The sequence below is a fragment of the Nonomuraea sp. CA-143628 genome (genome assembly GCF_050942315.1).
Classification (GTDB): Bacteria; Actinomycetota; Actinomycetes; order Streptosporangiales; family Streptosporangiaceae; genus Nonomuraea.
This window is the reverse complement of record NZ_CP192072.1, coordinates 8,946,152-8,965,976: the sequence shown is the minus strand read 5'-3', so window position 1 is coordinate 8,965,976 and position 19,825 is coordinate 8,946,152. Positions and strand designations below refer to the sequence as shown.

Annotated in this window: 20 protein-coding genes; 9 read left to right on the top strand and 11 right to left on the bottom strand. The window is 70.7% G+C overall.

The window, feature by feature from the left end:
* Window positions 1–4 precede the first annotated feature (4 nt).
* Complete coding sequence (gene npdG, locus ACQP2T_RS40810; protein WP_433510191.1) at window positions 5–655, top strand: NADPH-dependent F420 reductase; 651 nt, start codon at window positions 5–7, stop codon at window positions 653–655.
* Window positions 656–662: 7 nt separating this feature from the next.
* Here npdG and ACQP2T_RS40805 read toward each other — a convergent pair whose 3' ends face one another.
* The 7 genes from ACQP2T_RS40805 to ACQP2T_RS40775 all read right to left on the bottom strand — a co-directional run bounded on the left by ACQP2T_RS40805 (window position 663) and on the right by ACQP2T_RS40775 (window position 6,371).
* The gene (locus ACQP2T_RS40805; protein ID WP_433510190.1) at window positions 663–1,271 is read right to left on the bottom strand and encodes a response regulator transcription factor; all 609 of its coding nucleotides are present in this window, start codon (window positions 1,269–1,271) and stop codon (window positions 663–665) included.
* Entirely contained in the window at window positions 1,268–2,410 is a 1,143-nt protein-coding gene (locus ACQP2T_RS40800) for a sensor histidine kinase (RefSeq protein WP_433510189.1), read from the bottom strand. Before ACQP2T_RS40800 ends, ACQP2T_RS40805 begins: the two co-directional genes overlap by 4 nt.
* Window positions 2,411–2,421: 11 nt before the next feature.
* Window positions 2,422–2,946, bottom strand: a complete 525-nt coding sequence (locus ACQP2T_RS40795) for an ABC transporter permease (protein ID WP_433510188.1) — start codon at window positions 2,944–2,946, stop codon at window positions 2,422–2,424.
* Window positions 2,943–3,146, bottom strand: a complete 204-nt coding sequence (locus ACQP2T_RS40790; RefSeq protein WP_433510187.1) for a hypothetical protein — start codon at window positions 3,144–3,146, stop codon at window positions 2,943–2,945. Before ACQP2T_RS40790 ends, ACQP2T_RS40795 begins: the two co-directional genes overlap by 4 nt.
* 25 nt (window positions 3,147–3,171) lie before the next feature.
* A complete protein-coding gene (locus ACQP2T_RS40785; RefSeq protein WP_433510186.1) occupies window positions 3,172–4,059 on the bottom strand; it encodes an ABC transporter ATP-binding protein in 888 nt (295 codons plus the stop codon).
* Between the two features lie 45 nt (window positions 4,060–4,104).
* Window positions 4,105–4,791, bottom strand: a complete 687-nt coding sequence (locus ACQP2T_RS40780; protein ID WP_357944659.1) for an alpha/beta hydrolase — start codon at window positions 4,789–4,791, stop codon at window positions 4,105–4,107.
* Between the two features lie 146 nt (window positions 4,792–4,937).
* Window positions 4,938–6,371 (bottom strand): PLP-dependent aminotransferase family protein, encoded by a 1,434-nt coding sequence (locus tag ACQP2T_RS40775; RefSeq protein ID WP_433510185.1) that lies wholly within the window; start codon window positions 6,369–6,371, stop codon window positions 4,938–4,940.
* A 59-nt stretch (window positions 6,372–6,430) separates the two neighbouring features.
* Here ACQP2T_RS40775 and ACQP2T_RS40770 point away from each other — a divergent pair, with 59 nt between their 5' ends.
* Window positions 6,431–7,603: a trans-sulfuration enzyme family protein gene (locus ACQP2T_RS40770; protein WP_433510184.1), complete on the top strand. Its 1,173-nt coding sequence runs from the start codon at window positions 6,431–6,433 to the stop codon at window positions 7,601–7,603.
* A 48-nt stretch (window positions 7,604–7,651) separates the two neighbouring features.
* On the top strand, window positions 7,652–8,578 hold the full coding sequence (locus ACQP2T_RS40765) for a serine/threonine dehydratase (protein WP_433510183.1): 927 nt from the start codon (window positions 7,652–7,654) through the stop codon (window positions 8,576–8,578).
* 43 nt (window positions 8,579–8,621) lie between these two features.
* Here the strand turns inward: ACQP2T_RS40765 and ACQP2T_RS40760 are convergent, their stop codons facing one another.
* The 3 genes from ACQP2T_RS40760 to panB form a co-directional block, all read right to left on the bottom strand.
* Window positions 8,622–9,863: a S8 family serine peptidase gene (locus ACQP2T_RS40760; RefSeq protein ID WP_433510182.1), complete on the bottom strand. Its 1,242-nt coding sequence runs from the start codon at window positions 9,861–9,863 to the stop codon at window positions 8,622–8,624.
* Window positions 9,864–9,974: 111 nt separating this feature from the next.
* Window positions 9,975–11,162, bottom strand: coding sequence for a helix-turn-helix transcriptional regulator (locus tag ACQP2T_RS40755; RefSeq protein WP_433510181.1), 1,188 nt, complete (start codon window positions 11,160–11,162; stop codon window positions 9,975–9,977).
* A 132-nt stretch (window positions 11,163–11,294) separates the two neighbouring features.
* A complete protein-coding gene (panB, locus tag ACQP2T_RS40750; protein ID WP_433510180.1) occupies window positions 11,295–12,125 on the bottom strand; it encodes a 3-methyl-2-oxobutanoate hydroxymethyltransferase in 831 nt (276 codons plus the stop codon).
* A gap of 148 nt (window positions 12,126–12,273) precedes the next feature.
* Here panB and ACQP2T_RS40745 point away from each other — a divergent pair, with 148 nt between their 5' ends.
* From ACQP2T_RS40745 to ACQP2T_RS40735, 3 genes are all read left to right on the top strand, one after another.
* Window positions 12,274–13,500 (top strand): MFS transporter, encoded by a 1,227-nt coding sequence (locus ACQP2T_RS40745; protein WP_433510179.1) that lies wholly within the window; start codon window positions 12,274–12,276, stop codon window positions 13,498–13,500.
* Window positions 13,501–13,591: 91 nt separating this feature from the next.
* Window positions 13,592–15,148 (top strand): MFS transporter, encoded by a 1,557-nt coding sequence (locus ACQP2T_RS40740; RefSeq protein WP_433510178.1) that lies wholly within the window; start codon window positions 13,592–13,594, stop codon window positions 15,146–15,148.
* A 7-nt stretch (window positions 15,149–15,155) separates the two neighbouring features.
* The gene (locus tag ACQP2T_RS40735) at window positions 15,156–15,764 is read left to right on the top strand and encodes a TetR/AcrR family transcriptional regulator (protein WP_433510177.1); all 609 of its coding nucleotides are present in this window, start codon (window positions 15,156–15,158) and stop codon (window positions 15,762–15,764) included.
* Between the two features lie 257 nt (window positions 15,765–16,021).
* Here ACQP2T_RS40735 and ACQP2T_RS40730 read toward each other — a convergent pair whose 3' ends face one another.
* Entirely contained in the window at window positions 16,022–16,636 is a 615-nt protein-coding gene (locus ACQP2T_RS40730) for a TetR/AcrR family transcriptional regulator (protein ID WP_433510176.1), read from the bottom strand.
* Window positions 16,637–16,775: 139 nt separating this feature from the next.
* Between ACQP2T_RS40730 and ACQP2T_RS40725 the strand changes: the two genes are divergently transcribed.
* From ACQP2T_RS40725 to ACQP2T_RS40715, 3 genes are read left to right on the top strand one after another with little or no spacing between them, the layout of a single operon-like run.
* A complete protein-coding gene (locus ACQP2T_RS40725) occupies window positions 16,776–17,942 on the top strand; it encodes a cytochrome P450 (protein ID WP_433510175.1) in 1,167 nt (388 codons plus the stop codon).
* Entirely contained in the window at window positions 17,942–18,142 is a 201-nt protein-coding gene (locus ACQP2T_RS40720) for a ferredoxin (protein WP_433510174.1), read from the top strand. The genes ACQP2T_RS40725 and ACQP2T_RS40720 overlap by 1 nt, the downstream gene beginning before the upstream one ends.
* Window positions 18,139–19,431, top strand: coding sequence for an NAD(P)/FAD-dependent oxidoreductase (locus ACQP2T_RS40715; RefSeq protein WP_433510173.1), 1,293 nt, complete (start codon window positions 18,139–18,141; stop codon window positions 19,429–19,431). Before ACQP2T_RS40720 ends, ACQP2T_RS40715 begins: the two co-directional genes overlap by 4 nt.
* The last annotated feature ends 394 nt before the right edge of the window (window positions 19,432–19,825 follow it).

The following is a 19,825-nucleotide window of genomic DNA, read 5'->3' as shown; positions in this document are numbered from 1 at the left end:
CGGAATGACTGTGAACGGCATTTCGATCGGGATTCTGGGCGGGACCGGAGACCAGGGGAAGGGGCTCGCGCGGCGGTTCGCGCTGGCCGGGCACCCGGTGCTGATCGGGTCGCGGAACGCGGGGCGGGCCCAGGAGGCGGCCGATTCGATCGGGTCCGGTGCTCGAGGGGCTGAGAACGCGGTGGTCGCCACCGAGGCCGATCTGGTGATCGTGGCGGTGCCCTACGACGGGCACAAGGCGCTGCTGGAGTCGCTGCGCACCGAGTTGGCCGGGAAGATCGTGGTCGACTGCGTCAATCCGCTGGGCTTCGACAAGCAGGGCGCCTTCGCGCTGCCCGTCGAGGAGGGGAGCGCCGCCCAGCAGGCCGCCGCGGTGCTGCCGGACAGCCGGGTGGTGGCGGCCTTCCACCACGTGTCGGCGGTGGTGCTGATGGATCCGGCCGTGGACAAGGTCGATCTGGACGTGCTGGTGCTCGGTGACGATCGCGAGGCGACCGACACGGTGCAGGCGCTCGCGTCGGTAATTCCGGGTGTGCGGGGCATCTACGGCGGACGGCTCCGCAACGCCTTCCAGGTCGAGGCGCTGACGGCGAACCTGATCTCCATCAACCGCCGGTACAAGGCCCACGCCGGAGTCCGCGTCACCGACGTGTGACAGCCATTTAAGGCAGCCAGCCCGCGTCCTCCGCGATGCGGATGGCGTCGATCTTGTTGCGGGCGCCCGTCTTCGTGATCGCTCCCGTGAGGTGGTTGCGAACGGTGCCCGCCGACAGGTGGAGGCGGGCGGCGATCTCCTCCGCCGACGCGCCACGGGCGGCCTCCCGCAGCACGGTGGTCTCTCGTGGGGTGAGGGGGCTCTCGCCGTACTCCATTGCCGAGGCCACCAGCTCGGCGTCGAGTACGCGGAGCCCGGCGGCGGTGCGCCTGATGGCGTCGGCCAGGCGGTGGCCGGGGGCGTCCTTGACCAGGAACGCCTCGATGCCCGCCCCGAGCGCGCGGCGCACCTGGCCGGGCTGGCCCATCGCCGTGAGCACCAGGATGCGGCACGACGGGAGCCGTTCGCGTAGCTCGGCGGCGGCGGTGATGCCGTCGATCACCGGCAGGTCGATGTCCACGATCGCCACGTCGGGCCGGGTCTCCAGGGCGGCGGGTACGATCTCGTCGCCCCGGGTCACCTCCGCCGCCACCTCGATGTCCGACTCCAGCCGGAGCAGCGCCGTGAGGGCCGCCCGGATCATGTGCATGTCCTCGGCCAGCAGTACCCGGATCACGCGGGCACCTCCATCGTCAGGCGGAACCCCCCGGTGCCGGTCGCCGAGGCGGTGGCCGTCCCGCCCGCCTGGGCGGCGCGCTCCGCCACTCCCGTCAGCCCACTGCCGCCGCCCTCAGGCCCATCGAGAGGCCCATCGAGAGGCCCGTCGCGATCACGAGCACCCGCAGGCCCGTCGAGATCACGAGCGCCGTCGTTGACCACTTCGAGCCGCAACCGGCCGTCCTTCAGGGACGTGCTGATCGTGCAGGTGGTGGCGCTACTGTGCCGCAGGACGTTGGTGACCGCCTCCCGCACGCCCCACGCCAGCGCCGCCTCCGACTGCCTCGGCAGCGCGGCGTCGACCAGGTGCGCCTGGCAGCCGACCCCCGACGACTCCAGCAGGGCCACCGCCCGATCCACCTCGCTCGCCAGCGACAGCTCCCGGTAGCCCCGCGCCACCTGCCGTACGTCCTGCGCCGCCTCCCTGGCCACCTGCACCAGCTCGCCCACCTCGCCGCGCGCCGCGGCGGGGTCGCGGTCCATCAGGCGGGCGGCCAGGTCGCCCTTGAGGGCGATCGCCGTCAGGCTGCGGCCGAGCCCGTCGTGCAGGTCGCGGGAGATGCGCAGCCGTTCCTTGAGTACGGCGGCCTCGGCGAGCTCCGCCCTGGCGTGTTCGAGGTCGACGGTCACGCGGACGAACCGGACCATGGCGTAGATCATCGCGCCGGTGGTGGACACGGACAGGCCGTAGAACAGAGCGATCACCGGGTTGGCGGACCAGGCGAAGATCGTGCCACCGGCCCACAGCGTCATCGCGCCGACCAGCGGACCGCTCCAGCGCAGCGGCAGGAAGACCAGCAGGGTCCCGGCCAGCATCGGTGCCGACACGGCCGACCAGCCATTGGGCAGCAGGTAGTCGGGTACGTACGTGGCGAGCGCCTGCAGCACCAGCGTGAGCGGGAAGAGCGGCGGCCGCTCGCCGCGCAACCCCGCCCGCATGTTCAGGTAATGGGTCACGACGACGCCGATCACGGCCGCGCTCGCCACGAACCCGTTGCGCGGGCCGCTGGCGAAGTAGATGAGCCCGATGAGCGAGTACGCGACCGAGACGGTCGTGATCAGGGCGCGGGCCAGCCGCTGCGCGGAGGAGGAGTTCATGTCCGGACTTATTATGACCGCCGGGGCTCCCACCGGAACCAGAGCCGGATCGCGACGACGCCGATGACCGCCCACACGGCCAGGTTCAGCGCGGGCAGCGCCACCTCGCCGGTTCTGAGTACGTGCACGACGGCGGAGGTGGGCAGCAGGTCGAGTACGGATCCCACCCAGGCGGGCAGGACTCCGAGAATCGGGCCCATCGCGCCGGCGGCGATGGCCGACACCAGGAAGATGGGCATCGTGGTGGGGGCGGCCAGCTCGGTGCGCGGGATCACGGCGGTGTAGGCGACGCCGAGCGTGGCCATGACGACCGCGCCCACGACGATCGCCCCGGCGTACACCAGCGGGTTCGCGGGGACCGGCACGTCGGCGAGCAGGCGCACCGCCACGGCGCACAGCGCGGCCACGACCACGGTCTGCGTGGCGGTGCTGGCGATCTGGCCGGCGAGGATCTGCCCGTCGGTCAGCCCGGTGGCGCGCAGCCGCTTGAGCACCAGCTGGTCGCGGCGCGTGGTCAGCGCCACGGCGACGTTCATGAACGCGGTGAGCGACAGCAGATCGAGGTCATGCCCTGGGAGAGGTGGGTGGCGTTGGCCACCCCGTCGGTCGTCACGTGCCGCATGAGCACCGGCAGGCCGACGCTCAGCCCCACAGGCGTGATCACTGAGGCGAACAGCATGGCCCGGTCCTGCCAGAACAGCCTGGTACCGAGCCGGTAGGTGGCGGCGTAGCTCATCGGGCGCTCCTCAACAGGTCGTAGTTCATCGGGCGCTCCTGGACAGGTCGAGGAAGAGGTCTTCGAGGGTGGCGGTGCGGACCTCCAGGCCCGCCAGCCGCAGGCCGCGTTCGGCCGCCCAGCTCAGCAGCGTCTGCGCGGCCAGGTCGGGGTCGGCCGCCCGGCACACGGCCGTCTCGCCCTCCAGGGTCACCGGGAGCGGCAGGTCGTCCGGTGCGGTCCCCGGCGGTAGCCGGAACGCCACCCGCCCGCTCCGCGCGGCGAGCGTCTCCGCCATCCCGCCGGACGCGACGATCTCGCCCCCGTCCATGATCGCCATCGAGGCGGCCAGCCGCTGCGCCTCGTCCAGGTAGTGGGTGGTCAGCAGGACCGTGGTGCCCTGCCCGGCCAGGTCGCGGATGACCTCCCAGGTGTTGCGGCGTGCCTCGGGATCCATGCCGGTGGTCGGCTCGTCCAGGAACAGGACCTCGGGCCGGCCCAGCAGCGCCAGCGCCAGGTCGAGCCGCCGCTTCTCGCCGCCGGAGAGCTGGCGCACCCGGGTGCCCGCCTTCGGCAGCAGGCCCGCCAGCTCCAGCGCCTCGTCGCGGGGCCTCGGCGCGATGGTGAGGTCACGCCAGATGTCGACGGTCTGCGCGACGGTCAGATCCGGGAAGAACCCGGCGTCCTGCAGCATGATGCCGGTGTGCCGCCTGACGGCCGCCCGGTCGCGCGCGGGGTCGAGGCCGAGCACCCGGCAGGCGCCCCCGTCCGGCTGCTGGAACCCGGCCAGCAGCTCGATCACCGTGGTCTTGCCCGCGCCGTTGCGGCCCAGGAGGGCGAAGATCTCCCCTTCGGCCACCTCGAACGAGATGCCGTTGACCGCTGCGAAGTCCCCGTAGCGCTTCCTGACGTCTTCCACATGAATCGCTGTCATATGTACGACTATTTCGGGAGGTGCGGTTCGGCGCCCGTGAAGAATTCACGACTTCCGCGAGAGCTTCAGCAGTGCGTCGGTCACCCCCTCGGGATCGACGACCTGCTGCAGGTGCTCGCCGGGCGTGCGCAGCACGGGCCAGCCCCGCCCATGCGCCTCCTCGGCCACCTTGTCGTAGGGCGGGCCGTACCAGAGACAGGCGCACCTGACCGCGTCCCACCCGGCGGGGACGGGAATGGGCTCGGTGTAGTAGCCGAGCGGCAGGCGCGGCTGCTCCTCGACCACCGTGGCGCGGACGCGCGGGTCGGGCAGCATGGCGGCCACGTCGTCGTCGCTCCACCAGTCGGTCCAGCGCGGCAGCACGCCGTCGTCGTCGGCCAGATCGCGCAGGAACGGCAGGAACGCCTCCTGCGCCGCCCGCACCAGCCCGTCACGGGGCGGGATGTGCGCGTCGGCGAACACGCACGACACCACCCGCTCGCCCAGCCCCTCCTTGATCACCGGCAGGAAGAGCCCGGCGTTGCTGTGCGGGACCAGCACGAGCGGCGTCTCGGGCGCGGCCGCGCGCACCGCCTCCACCACCTTCGGCCAGTACGGCGAGCCGCTTCGCGCCACACCGGTCAGGTCGGGCACCACGGCGGCGTAGCCCCTGCGCCCCAGGGCCTCGGCCACCGGCGTCCAGGTCGAAGGGCCCACTGACGGGCTGTGCACGAGCACGAACGTCACGTTCATGCTCCTACTTTCCCGCACGCGATGATCCGGCCACGCCGCTGTCAGCTGTCGGCGGACTCAGCGGACAGCGAATCAGCGGACCGCTCGGCCGGCGGATCGGCGGATCGGCGGATCGGCGGGCTCCAAGGATCAGGGCATCAGTGGGATCAGACGATCAAGGTGTGACGGGCGGCGGGTTCGTGGGCGCCGTCGTAGGAGCGCCAGGCCCGCGCCAGCCCGGCGACCGCCCGCGACAGCTCCTCCTCGGGGAACAGGAAGTGCAGCCGCGTGTACTCGGCGTGCCCGCCGAGCGGGTCGAACGAGCGCCCCGGCGGCACCGCCACCCCGTGCCTGAGCGCCACCTGCGCGAACGAGTCGGCCTCGCCGCGCGGCAGCCGTACCCAGATCGTCTGGCCGCCGCGCGCGGGCTCGAACTCCCACGAGGGCAGGTGTTCGCGCAGTTCGGCGCAGAGGTGGTCGTGGCGCGCCCGCAGCGTCCGTACGCGCGCCCGCCTGATCTCTTCCAGCCGTCCCAGCAGCGTGGCGGCGGCGAGCTGGCCGAGGACCTCGCCCCCCAGATCGTGTACGGCCCGCAGCCGGGCCAGCCGTGAGACCAGCGGCGCGGCCGCCCGGATCCAGCCCACCCGCAGCCCGCCCCAGACCAGCTTGCTCAGCGAGGCGATCGTGATCACCTGCTCGCCGGGCCCGTACGCGGCCAGCGGCGGCGGGATCTCGCCGGAGAAGCACAGCTCCGCGCAGACCTCGTCGTCGATCACCGGCACGTCGTACTCGGCGGCGAGGGCGGCCAGGCGCCTCCGGTCGGCCGATTCCATGATCGAACCGGCCGGGTTGCTGGCGGTCGGCACCGCGTACACCAGGGCGGGCCGTTCACGCATCGCCTCGGCGGGGACCGGGGCCAGCGTCACCGGCCGGACGGCCGCGGCGGCGTGCCTGAACACCTCCAGCGCGCCCGGATACGTCGGCGACCCGGTCAGCACGGTGTCGCCCGGCGAGACCAGCAGGCCCGCGAGCAGCGTCAGGGCCTGCTGCGCGCCGTTCGTGATGAGGATCTCCCCGGCGGTGGTGGGCACGCCGCGTTCGCGGTAGTAGGCGGCGACGGCCTCGCGCAGGGCGAGGTTCCCGGCGGGTTGGTAACCCAGGTCGCGCAGGCCGGCGAGGCGGCCGGCCGCCTCCTGGTAGGCCTCGATCAGCTCGGGCGGCGGGTCGTCGGGGGCGGCGCAGGTCAGCAGCTGTACGCCGTCCGGGGGATGGAGGATGTGCAGGAGCAGCGGGTTGGCGACGACGCTGTCCGTGGCGCGGGTCGAGGGCAGGTCGCAGGCCGCGACGCGGGTGCCGCTGCCCTGGCGGCGCACCACGCGTCCCTCCTGCTGGAGCAGGTCGTAGGCGGCCACGACGGTGCCCCGGCCGACCGCCAGGCGCCTGGCCAGCGCCCGGTCGGGCGGCAGTTGCTCGCCGGGCGGCAGTACGCCGTCGTCGATGAGCGCCCGCAGGCGGCCCGTGAGCAGCAGGTAGAGAGGCCCGCGCCCGGACGCCCAGCGGCCCAGCAGGTCGACGAGGTCATCAAGATTGGCCCCATTCATGGACCAATTCTCTATCATTGGATCTGACAAAGAGCCACATCTTGGGACATTCTCGCTGTATGAGCGAACTGCACCCCGAGACCCGAGCCGTGCATCTGCCCCAGCCGCCCATCGAGGGCAGCCGTCCGATCACGATGCCCATCTACCAGACCTCCGGCTTCGTCTTCGACGACCCGGCGGTCATGGCCGACGCGATGGGCCGGCCCGACGGCCCGTTCGTGTACGGGCGCTACAGCAACCCCACCGTCCGAGCCCTGGAGCTGGCCGTCTCCGGCCTGGAGGGCGGAGTCGCCGCCATGGCCACCGGTTCCGGCATGGGCGCGATCAACACCGTGCTCCTGGGCCTGCTCAAGCCGGGCGACCACCTGATCGCCCAGAAGGCCCTGTACGGCGGGACGGCCGGGATGATCAACGACCTGGTCGCCAGGTTCGGCGTCGAGGTCACCTACGTGCCCGAGGACGACCCCGCCGCCCTGCGCGATGCCGTGCGCCCCGAGACCAGGCTCGTCTACCTGGAGACCATCGCCAACCCGATCGCCCAGGTCGCCGACCTGCCCGGGATGTTCGCCGTCGCGCGGGAGCTCGGCATCGTCTCCGTCGTGGACAACACCTTCGCCACGCCCATGCTGTGCCGTCCCATCGAACACGGCGCCGACGTCGTCGTCCACTCCACGACCAAGTACCTGTCCGGGCACACGGACGTGGTGGGCGGCATCGCGGTGTTCGCCGCCGAGGAGCTGTACGACAAGGTGTGGCGCTACGCGACGAAGCTGGGCGCCTCGGCGGACCCGTTCGCGGCGTGGCTGACGCTGCGCGGGATCCAGACGCTGGCGCTGCGCATGGAACGCCACTGCGCCAACACCCGCCTGCTCGCCACCCGGCTCGCCGAGCATCCGGCGGTCGCTGCCGTGCACTGGCCGGGACTGCCGTCGCACCCGTCGTACGAGCTGGCGGCCAAGCTCCTGCCCGACTTCGGCGGCGTGTTCTCCTTCGACCTCGTCGGCGGCCGGGCCGCGGGGGAGAAGTTCATGAGCTCGATCAAGCTGGCGCTGCTGGCCCCCTCGCTGGGCGGTGTCGAGACGCTGGTCATGCACCCGGCGACCACGTCGCACCTCGGGCTCAGCGCCGAGGAGCTGGCCAGGCACGGGATCGGCGAGGGCACGGTACGCATCGCCGTGGGCATCGAGCACCCCGAGGATCTGTGGGCGGACATCTCCCAGGCGTTGACATAGCGCTTAGGAAATTAGGAAAATGCCTAAATGCTGCGGAGGGAGAACTCGATGACGGTGACGTACGAGGACGTGACGAGTGCGGCCGAGCGGATCGGCGGACATGTGCTGCGTACACCGGTGATCGAGATCTCTCCCGGGCTCTTCTTCAAGCTGGAGCAGCTGCAGCACTCGGGGTCGTTCAAGGTGCGGGGGGCGTTCAACCGCATCCTGTCGGCCGGCGAGCTGCCGCCGAGCGGGGTGATCGCGGCCAGCGGCGGCAACCACGGGCTCGCCGTCGCCTACGCCGCCAGGGCGCTGGGCGTCCGGGCGGAGATCTTCGTACCGGAGGTGACCAGCCCGGTGAAGGTGGCCGGGCTGCGGCGGCTGGGCGCGGAGATCAACCAGGTCGGGGCCATCTATTCGGAGGCCGCGGAGGCGGCGGCCAAGCGGGCGGCGGAGACCGGGGCGCTTTCGGTGCACGCCTACGACCAGCCGGAGGTCGTGGCGGGACAGGGGACCACGGGGCTGGAGTTGATGGCGCAGACGGGCGGGGTCGACACGGTGGTGGTGGCCGTGGGAGGCGGCGGATTCGCCGCGGGCATCACGGTCGGTGTCGGTGCCTCTGGTGGCGTGAGCGGGCCGCGGATCGTCGCCGTCGAGCCGGTGCTGTGCCCGACCCTGCACGAGGCGCTGCGGGCCGGCCATCCGGTGCCGGTGCGGGTCAGCGGTGTGGGAGCGGACGCGCTGGGCGCCAGCCGGCTCGGCGGCGTGGCCTACGACGTCCTCTCCCGGGCGGACGTCCAGAGCGTGCTCGTGTCCGACGACGCGATCGTGGCCGCCCGCCATGCTCTCTGGGAGGAGCACCGGCTGGCCACCGAACACGCGGGAGCGGCCGCGTACGCCGCGCTGCTGTCCGGGGCGTACGTGCCCGCCGACGGAGAGCGGGTCGCGGTCGTGGTGTGCGGCTCCAACACCGACCCCGCCACGCTCGCCTGACGTTCCAGGTGCCCGGAGTACCGGGCACCTGGAGGGGGAGGGGTCAGTACTGCGTCGCGTCGTGTACGTCGAGCAGTGGCTCCTTGACGCCGTCACCCGAGTCGTCGGTCCAGTTGGAGTTGCCGGTGGAGATCAGCTTGGTCCGCACGGCCAGCGCCCCTGCCCTGGTGGTGGGCTTGCGGGCGCCCGCGGTGAGGATGCCGGCCGCGCCCGCGACGTGCGGGCTGGCCATCGAGGTGCCGCTGATCGTGTTGTAGCCGCCGTTCATCCACGTCGAGTAGATACAGGTGCCGGGTGCGGCGATCTCGATCGTGGCGCCGAAGTTCGAGTAGAACGCCGAGGTGTCGTCCTGGTCGGTCTCGCTGCGGCACGACAGCGTGCTGCCGCCGAGGCCGCCCGCCAGCCCGTCGTTGTCGGTCAGCGCCGAGACGGTGACCACGTCGGGGTGGTTGGCCGGGAAGAACGACGAGGCGTTCGCGTGGTTGTTGCCCGCCGCGACGACGACCACGATGCCGGCGTTGGTGGCGTTCGTGATCGCGGTGCTGATCGCGCTGCTCGTGCATCCGTTGCAGCCGAGGCTCAGGTTGATGACCTCGATGGTGGAGGCGCGGGCCACGACCCAGTTGAGCCCGGCGGCGATGGCCGACAGGGTGCCCGAGCCGGCCGAGTTGAGCACCTTGACCGCGTGGATGCGGGCGGCTGGGGCCACGCCGACGGAGCCGATGGTGTTGTCGCGCGCGCCGATGATGCCCGCGACGTGCGAGCCGTGGCCGTTGTCGTCGGTGCCCGTGTTGTTCACGCAGACGCCGGTCACGCAGTTGGTCCGGGCCACCACGTTCAGGTCGGGATGGGTTTGGTCCACCCCGGTGTCCACGACGGCCACGTCCGTGTTGATCTGGACGTCGTCGACGCCGTCGATGTCCAGGTTCGCGTTGGACGGGGCGAAGATCCGCCGGACGCCCGTCGGGACCGTCTGCGCGAACGCCGTGACGACGGCGTCCTTCTCGACGGTGAGCACGTTCGGGGTCTGCCGCAGCTTCTCGGCGGCCTCCGCGGTCAGGGTGGCGGTGTAACCCTTGAAGGCATCCTCGTAGACGCCGATCAGGTGCCCGCCGTACCTGCTGACCTGGTCCTGGGCGGCGGCCTGCGTGCCGGCGCGGACGTTGGGGTTGAGCTGGACGATGTAGGTGCTGGTCTCCGGCGCGGCGGCCGAGGCGGGGAGCGGCGCCGCGGACAGAGCCAGCGCGCCGACGAGCGATGCGAGCATCAGGGTGCGTGGTCGCATGACGGATGTGAACCCTTCCTGGGGTATTGGACGGGGATCACTGAAAACATGAGTCAGAAGCGCGCTCGCGGCCATACGTGGAGGACACGTATTGCGACTACTTAGTGCGTTTCACGTCGTGCCGACGTTGAGCTGCCTGCGTGAGGTGAGTCCGAGCTTGCGCAGGGCGTTGGCGATGTGCACCTCCACCGTGCGCGGCGACAGGAACAGGCTCTCGGCGATCTCCTTGTTGGTCAGACCGTCGGCGGCCAGCCTGGCCACCTCCTCCTCACGCGGCGACAGCGTGCCCTGAGGTTCGGCCGGGCCGGCGAGCCTGCGCCGGAGCCGCCGGCTCGCCGCCGGGGTGATCGTCTCCGAGACGGCCTGCCTGACCAGCGGCTGGCGCAGGCCGTACCTGCCGGGTGCCCACTCGCGCAGCAGGCCGCACCGCAACGCCTCGGTGAGGCCGCGCTCGCCCTGTTCCGGCGGCACGCCCGCGACGCCCGTCAGCACGTCCTCGCACACCGGATGCTCGACCTGGGAGGCCGCCTGCACGATGTGGCGCGCCGCGCGCGGCAGCGCGGCCAGCTTCACCAGCACCGCGTCGCGCAGCGCGGGCGGCGTGCCCGGCTCCTGGCCGTCGGCCAGCATGCGGGTCAGCTCCTCGATGGCGCGGGGTACGCCGCCGGTGAGCGGCCACAGGTCGGCCGCGCCCGGCAGCAGGTGCTTGACCAGGAGGGCGGTCTCGGCGGTGGCGAGCGGGGCGAGCGCGATCTCGGCATGGTCGATCCGCGGTGGCAGGTGCGCCAGCAGCTCGGTCACGGGATGGCCCAGGTCCTCCGTACGGTACGTGACCACCAGGTTGACCCCGTCGGGCAGGCAGCGGGCCAGGAACGCCAGCAACTCCCTGGTCCCCGGATCGACCCAGTGCACGTCCTCGACCACCAGCGTGATCGGCCGCAGCGAGCCCAGCAGCGACAGCACCGCCCTGAACAGCCGATGCCGTTCCACCATCGCGTCCTGGATCGGGGGCGGGGCGGGCGGCAGCAGATGGCCGCATTCCGGGAGGAACGGGCGTAACGCCCCGGTGATCGGGTTGAGATCGCGCAGCGGGCGTACCTCCCGTAATGCCTCCACGACCGGCCCGTACGGGAACCGCATGGGGTGGCAGCTCCCGATGAGCATCGGCTGGCCGGTGAGCTCATGCAGCAGCCGGGTCTTGCCGACCCCCGCCTCGCCCTCGATCAGGAGGACGAGCGGGGGACGGCTCAGGGCGTCGGCCAGCTGCCGGAGTTCGTGCTCTCGTCCCACGAAAGGCATGACGCGCACCCCAACCGGCCGGACTATAAGCTGTCAATAAACTTTTTCCCATTTGTCGGGATGTGTCCAGGGGGATGGCCTTGGCCGGTCATTCGCGTCATTCGTACGAGTGTCGGCGGTTGGTCACTCGCGTCACTCGTAGGAGTGGCCGGCCTCCGGGAAGGCGCCCGAGGTCACGTCGGCCGCGAAGGCGCGCACGGCGCGGTCCATCTCCGTGGCCAGCCCCGAGTACTGCTTGACGAACTTGGCCGGGCGCGGCGTGAGCCCCATGAGGTCCTGCCACACCAGCACCTGGGCGTCCGTGGCCGGTCCCGCGCCGATGCCGATCGTCGGGATGGCGATCGAGGCGGTGACCCGTTCGGCCAGCTCGGTGGGCACGCATTCGAGCACCACCGAGAAGGCGCCCGCCCGTTCGAGGTCCTTGGCGTCCGCCATGAGCTCGTCGCCCGACTGGCCGCGCCCCTGGACGCGGTAGCCGCCGAGGACGTTGACCGACTGCGGGGTCAGGCCGAGGTGCCCCATGACCGGGATGCCCGCCGAGACCAGCAGCTCGACCTGCGGCAGGACACGCCGGCCGCCTTCCAGCTTGACCGCGTGGGCGCCGGCCTCCTTCATGAAGCGCGCCGCCGTCTCCAGCGCCTGCTCGGCCGAACCCTGGTACGAGCCGAACGGCAGGTCGGCGACCACGAGGGCGCGCGCGGAGCCGCGGACGACGGCGGCCGTCAGCGGCAGCAGGTCGTCGACCGTGACGGGCAGCGTGGAGTCGTAGCCGTAGACGACCATGGCCGCCGAGTCGCCGACCAGCAGGACGGGGATGCCCGCCTGGTCGAACACGCGGGCCGTCATCGCGTCGTAGGAGGTGACCATGGGCCACCTCTCTCCGCGCTCCTTGGCCGCGATGAGGTCTCGGACGGTGACGCGGCGGCCCGTGGCGCCGCCATACAGCGTGGTGGAAGAGGACATGAACAACCCTCCGGTGAAGTCTCGAGGCGCCCCTGTGGCGTACCCGGACCCTTCCGATGATGGCACGAGGCCGACGGCGCACGGCGATAACCAGTGGCGGAATTGTCGGTGCCGCTTGCCACAATGGACCCGGAGGTAAGCAATCAACATGGCTCTCGACCCTTACAAGCGGCTGTTCCGGCTGCCCGGCGTGCGTGCGTTACTCCTGGTGGGCCTGATCGCCCGCATCCCCACCACCGCGACAGGCATGGCGTTGACGCTCTATGTCGTCAACGGCCTGGGGCTCGGCTTCGGGCAGGCGGGGCTGGTCACCATGGCCAGCACGGTCGGCATGGCCGTCGGGTCGCCGCTGACGGGCAGGTTCGTCGACAAATACGGTTTGCGGCCGATCCTTACCGTCACCACCGCCGCGCAGGCGTTGTTCTGGGCCAGTTTGTGGACGCTGCCGTACGCGGCGCTGGTCGTGGCGGCGGCGGTGGCGGGGCTGCTGGGGCAGCCGGTGTTCAGCGTGATCAGGCAGTGCCTGGCGGCCATGGTGCCGGTCGAGCATCGCAGGGCCGGTTTCTCGCTCGACTCGATGCTGGTCGAGCTCGCCTACATGGTCGGCCCGGCGCTGTCCGTGGCCGGGATGACCACCCTCGGCAGCGGGCCGACGCTGGCGGCCATCGCGGTCGGGCTGACCGGTTCGGGCGTGGCGCTGATCGCGCTCAACCCGCCGACCCGGTCGGCCGAGGAGCTGAAGGCGCCCGCGGTGAAGGTGCCCCGGCGGCAGTGGCTCACGCCCGCCTTCGTCGCGCTGCTGGGCACGGTGGCCGCGGCCACGTTCGTGCTCACCGCGACCGAGCTCGCCCTGGTCGGCACCATGGAGCATGCCGGGCAGACCCCGTGGATCGGGCTCGCGGTCGCCATCTGGTGCCTATACTCACTCGCGGGCGGCTTCGTGTACGGTGGGCTGTCGCGCGGCGTCTCGCCCTTGGCCCTCATCGCGGGCATGGGGCTGCTGACCGTGCTGGCCTCGCTGGCCGGTGGCGACTGGTGGTGGCTCATGCTGGCCCTGCTGCCCGCCGGTGTGCTCTGTGCCCCATCGCTGTCCTCCACGGTCGACACCGTCAGCCGCTGGGTGCCCGCGGGCGCCAGGGGAGAGGCGATGGGCTTCCACGGCACCGCCCTGCTGATCGGCGGCGCGCTCTCCGCGCCGGTCGCCGGGGCGATCATCGACGCGCACGGTCCCGCCTGGGCGTTCGTGGTGGCCGGGCTCACCGGGGTGGCGATGGTGCTGGTCGCGCTGCCGTTCTGGCGTCGGCGGCCCCAGCCGGTCGAGGCGCCGCCGACCGTGGTCACGGAGCCGGCCGAGCCAGTCGTCGCCACGAGTTAACCCTTACGAAACGAGTCCGTTGCGTATCGGAATATCCTTGCGATACGGTAGCGTTGCGAAACTCAAGCGTATCGAAATTAAGGTGCTTTCCATGGATGCGAACACAGGACATCCACGCCGCTGGCCCATCCTCGGCGTGCTGGTGTTCAGCCTGCTGGCGGTCGTGCTCGACAACACGATCCTCAACGTGGCGATGAAGACCATCGCGGACCCCAACGTCGGTCTGGGCGCGACCCAGAGCGAGCTGGAGTGGGCGATCAACTCCTACACGCTGGTGTTCGCCGGATTGCTGTTCACCTTCGGAGTGATCGGTGACCGCACCGGACGCAAGCGGATGCTGTTCATCGGCATGTTGATGTTCGGCCTGGCCTCGCTGGCCAGTGCCTACGCACAAGATCCGATGCAGCTGATCCTGGCCCGGGCGGCGATGGGCATCGGCGGCGCGGCCATCATGCCCGCGACCCTGGCCATCATCTCCAACGTCTTCCCGCCGAGCGAGCGCGGCAAGGCCATCGGCGTCTGGGCCGGTGGTGTCGGCTTGGCGGTGGCGATCGGCCCGATCACCGGCGGCGTGCTCATCGAGCACTTCTGGTGGGGCTCGGTCTTCCTGGTCAACGTGCCGATCGTGGTCATCAGCATGATCCTCATCGGCACGATCGTGCCGGAGTCGCGTGACCCCAAGCCGTCGAAGCTCGATCCGATCGGCGTGGTGCTGTCCATCATCGGCCTGGTCGCCATCGTCTACGGCATCATCCGCGGCGGCGAGCTGGCCACGGTGGCCTCCGCCGAGGTGCTCACCCCGACGCTGATCGGTGTGGCGGTGCTGGCGGCGTTCGTCTGGTGGGAGCGGCGTACCGACCACCCCGCCTTCGACGTGCGCAACTTCGGCAACGTCCGGTTCTCCTCCGCCATCGGCATGATGGGCATCGTCTTCTTCGCGATGATGGGCGGGATGTTCTTCCTGACCTTCTACATGCAGATCGTGCTGGGCTTCACCCCGGTGCAGGCGGGTGCGCTGATGATCCCGTTCGCCGCGGCGCAGCTCATCTTCGCGCCGCTCAGCCAGCGGGTGAACCAGCGCTTCGGAGCCAAGCTCTCCTCCGTGGTCAGCATGCTGGTCGTCACCGCGGCGCTCACGAGCTACGCCTTCCTCGACCAGAGCACGCCGATCGTGATCATCGAGATCATCTTCTTCGTGCAGGGCGCCGCGATGGCCAACATCATGCCCCCGGCGACCACCGCCATCATGGAGGCGCTGCCCAGAGAGAAGGCCGGTGTCGGCTCGGCCATGAGCAACACCGTCCGCCAGATCTCCGGCGCGCTCGGCGTGGCCGTGCTCGGCTCGGTGCTGTCCACCAGCTACCGGGGCGAGATCGCGCCCGCCCTGTCCGGCCTCGGCCTCCCGGCCGACGCCCAGCACGCCGCCGGTGAGTCGATCATGGCGACGGTCGGCGCCGCGCACGCCCTCGGCCAGCACGGGCAGGCGCTGATCCAGCCCGCCTTCAACGCCTTCCTCCACGGCATGCACACCACGGCCCTGGTCTCCGCGGTCATCGCGCTGCTGGGCGTGCTGGTGGTCCTGAAGTGGATGCCGGGCAAGGCGCGCCCGGTCCAGCAGGTGGAAAAGAAAGAACCAGCGGTAGTGTGAGGCCGCGATGACGATCCAGGAATCTGCGACGGCCCGTCCGGCGGGCCGTCCGCGCAGCGAAAAGGCCGAGAAGGCGATCATCGAGGCGACACTCGATCTGATCGCCGAGGGCATGGGCGTGTCGGAGCTGACCATCGAGGCGATCGCGTCGAGGGCGGGCGTCGGCAAGACGACCATCTACCGGCGCTGGTCCAACAAGGAAGACCTGGTGGTCGACGCGCTCGCCACGCTCAGGGCACCGCTGCCGCCGCTGCTCCAAGAGTCGGTGCGCGACGACCTGATCGTCCTGCTGGAATTGATCCGCAAGGAAGCGGGCGAGTCCCGGGGCCGGTGCGTGATGAACATCGCGATGAGCGAGGCGGATCGCTATCCGCGGCTGATGGAGCGCTTCATGAAGCGCGCCATCGAGCCGCGCAAGCTGGCCATGCGCGTCACGCTGGAGCGTGGCGTCGCCTCGGGCGAGCTGAGGCCGGACCTCGACGTCGATCTCGCCATGGCCATGCTGTCGGGGACCATGATGCACCACACCAAGTGGGCGCCCGCCGGAGACCTGCCCGCCGACCTGCCCGAGCGGATCGTCGACGCGGTCATAGCGGGGATCGGGCCCCAGGGCTGAGATCACCGCGGCCGGGACAGCGGCCTCAGGGTGGGATTCGGACGGCCGGGAGATTCTCCCGGCCGTTTTGATTTTGGGTGATGCCGGCCGTGAGCGCTCTGACCGGCCTGGATCTGTGCACCCGCCAAGAGCCTGACCGGTTTCTGGTGCGGGTGATCAATCCCGATGCAGCCCATGATCACCTAGACGCCCGACCGGGATGAATATCAGGTGATTCAGGTGGGGGAGCGTCGGCATTTCGTACGAGAAGAGCCCGGTCACAACGTCCCCAGTCCGCGCATGGCGATCTCGACGGCTCGGCGGCCCGCCTTCAAGTACTCCTCCTCCGAATGGCCGTGCAGTTCCCCGCAGGCGCGCGACGCCGCCTGGACGGCGCCCAGCAGGGAGCCGAGCGCGGCCGCCGCGCTGATCGGGTCCAGCTCGTCCGGAAAGGCCTTCACGAACGCGCCCGCGATCTTGCTCTGCAGGTCGAACAGCACATGCAGGGCCTTCGCCTGTACGGCCGGGACGGTCATGATCAGGTTGCCGTAGACCTCCATCCGCTCGCGGTCGCCGGCCAGCGGACCATCGGCGAGATAGCGGGCGATGACCCGGTCGTAGGTCCGCAGCAGCAGCTCCGGGACCCCTTCATCCGGTGCCCGCTCGGCGAGGACCTCCAGCGCCGCCTCGTAGTAGTGCTCGGCGTCGGAGAACAGCACGTCCTCCTTGCTCGGGAAGTAGTTGAAGAACGTCTTCGTGGCCACATCCGCTTCGGAGGTGATCTGCGCGACGGTGGTCCGCTCGTAGCCCTGCTCGCTGAACAGCCGGTACGCGGTGCTGACGAGCAGCTGCTTGGTCTGGCGCTTCTTGCGCTCACGCCGTGTCTCCTCCACGGGGGTGAGCTTACATCACGACTGTTTTTACACTAGTTGTATTTTTACTCTTAGTGGTGTTAAGTGGAGCCGCGTCACCTCCAGACCAGAGAGGAATGAGATGTCCGCACCCTCGTACCCGAGCCCGATCCCGATTCCGATGACGCGTCGCCCAGGCTGTCCCTTCGACCCGCCAGAAGAGCTCGGGCACCTGCGCGCCGAACACCCCGTGGCCCCGCTGGCCTACCCCGACGGCCATATCGGCTGGCTGGTGACCAGGCGCGACCTGGTCCGCGAGGTCTTGGCCGACAAGCGGTTCAGCCACCGGGCCGAGCTCATTCACAGCCCGTTCCCCGGGGCGGCTCTCAGCGCGAAGCCCCAGCCGGCGCCGCCCGGAGGCTTCATCTCGATGGACCCGCCCGAGCACACCCGCTACCGCCAGCTGCTCACCGGCCAGTTCACCGTCCGCCGGATGCGCCAGCTCACGGGCCGGATCGAGCAGATCACCGCCGAACAGCTGGACGCGATGGAGCGGCACGGCCCGCCGGTGGACCTGGTGGAGGCGTTCGCGCAGCCACTCCCGGCTCTGATGATCTGCGAACTGCTGGGCGTTCCGACCGCCGACCGGACCGAGTTCCAGCACCACATGGCCGTGCTCGCGGGCATGGGCAAAACGCCGGAGGAGAAGGTCGCCGCCCTTACCGTGGTGCAGGAGTACATGCGCGACCTGGCGGTGGCCAAGCGCGCCGAGCCCACCGACGACCTGTACAGCGGCCTGGCCAACGACAGCGACCTGACCGACGACGAGCTGTCCGTCATCGGCGTCATCCTCATGGGCGCCGGGCTCGACACCACCACGAACATGCTCGCCCTGAGCGCCTTCGCCCTGATGAGCCACCCCGACCAGCTCGCGCTCCTTCGCGCCGACGCCGGTAAGGCCGTCGAGGAACTGCTGCGCTACCTGAGCATCGTCCCCGCCCTGAGCCGCGCCGCGTTGGAGGACGTCGAGCTCGGCGGGCAGTTGATCAAGGCCGGTCAGACCGTCACCGTGTCGATGCCGGCGGCCAACCACGACCCGCACCAGTTCGCCGATCCCGATGTGCTCGACCTGAGCAGCCCGGCCACTGGGCACATGACCTTCGGCCATGGCGTCCACCAGTGCCTGGGCCAGCAGCTGGCCCGGGTCGAGCTGCAGGTCGGCCTGCCCGCGCTGTTCGAGCGGTTCCCGACGCTGCGCCTGGACGTACCGGCGGAGGAGGTGCCGATGCGCACCGACATGCTGGTCTACGGCGTGCACCGGCTCCCGGTCACCTGGGACGTGGTGTGATGCGCATCGAGGTGGACCCGGAACGCTGCTGCGCCGCGGGCATGTGCGTGCTCAGCGCTCCTGAAGTGTTCGACCAGCACCCCGACGACGGCGAAGTGGTCCTGCTCGACCCCGCGCCGCCGCCCGAACTTCACGCGGCCGTTCGCGAGGCCGCACTGCTGTGCCCGGCCACGGCCATCGCTTTGACGGAGGAGCCGTGAGCGGCGTGCTCATCGTCGGCGCCTCGGCCGGGGGACTCACCGTGGCGGAGGTGTTGCGGGCCAAGGGGTACGCCGGGCAGATCCGGCTGGTCGGGCAGGAGCCGCATTTGCCCTATGACCGGCCACCGCTGTCGAAGGAGGTGCTGGCCGGAGCCTGGCCCGCCGAACGCGTCTTCCTGCGCGACGCCGCCCGGCTCGACGCGCTCGGCGCCGAGTTCATCCTCGGCCGCCGCGCCGAACAGCTCGACACCGCGGCCCGTACGGTGGATCTCGACGACGGGCGGACACTGTCCTACGACACACTCGTCATCGCCACCGGGCTGAGCCCGCGCCGTCCGCCGTTCCTGGGGGGCCTTGGCGGCGTGCACACGTTGGGCGCTGAGGACCTCGTCGGGGTGCACACGTTGCCCGCTCAGGACCTCGCCGGTGTGCACACGTTGCGCACCCTCGACGATGCCCTGGCCCTGCGCGAGCGGCTGCGCGGGGCACGGCGGGTCGCGGTCATCGGCGCGGGCGTGCTCGGCTGCGAGATCGCCGCCACCGCCCGCACCCTGGGCACCGGGGTCACGCTCATCGATCCCTTGCCCACCGTGATGGTCCGCCAGCTGGGCGACGAGCTCGGCAGCCTGGTGGGGGCACTCCACGAAAGCCACGGGGTCCGGGTACGCACCGGGGTGGGCGTCGCCAGCCTGACGAGAGCGGCTGCCGAGGACGGCGCGGGTGCGGATGGCCCAGGCGGGGACAACCCGGGTGAGCGGGTCGGTGCGGTCGAGTTGACCAGCGGCGAGAGTGTCCCCGCCGACGTGGTGGTGATCGCCGTCGGGTCCGTCCCGGCCACCGGCTGGCTGGCCGGAAGCGGTCTGTCGCTCACCGACGGCGTCGAGTGCGACTCCCACTGCCGGGCCGCACCGGGCGTGTACGCCGTCGGCGATGTGGCCCGCTGGCACCACGACTTCCTGGGTACGAGCATCCGCCTGGAGAACCGCACCAACGCCACCCAGCAAGCCATGGCCGTGGCCGCCGACATCATGGGCGACGGCGCGCCGTACACCCCGATCCCGTACTTCTGGACCGACCAGTACGACGTCAAGCTCCAGATCCACGGCCACATCCCACCCGGCGCCCGCCTGCGCCCGCTCGACGGCGAGCCGGGCAGCGGACGGTTCGCCGCCCTGGCCCAGGTGGACGGCGTTCCCACCGCGGCGATCGGCTGGAACCATCCCCGCGGCGTCAGGATCGCCCGCGCGCATGTCACCGATACCCTCCGATCCATGTCCAGCGGGACCTGAACACCTGGATGGTGTACCGGCGTTCCCGCGCTACACCACCCACTCGCGGGAAGCATCGTCGGCCTAGCGTGGCAGTCGGTTTACGGTCGTTCCTCTATGGGTGCTGAACCCCAAGCGAACCCGAACTGCCGGGAATTGGTGGAAAGCGTCAGAGGCGGGACCTGCCGTGCCGGCCGAGTGGCCAGCGCGAGGTCACGCCGTGATCAATGGCCGGATTCTCGATGTCAGATGTCGCGATATCTGGCCGTGTGCCGTCCCCTCCTTTGACCGGTGGCACGGCTGAGACGTTGGCTACGAGCGCGGCCACTGCCACTGGCACTAGCCAACTCTCTGACCACTTTGGATGGCACGGGTCAGATGCGGCGTCGCCCGACGCCGATTGCCATAACCGGAA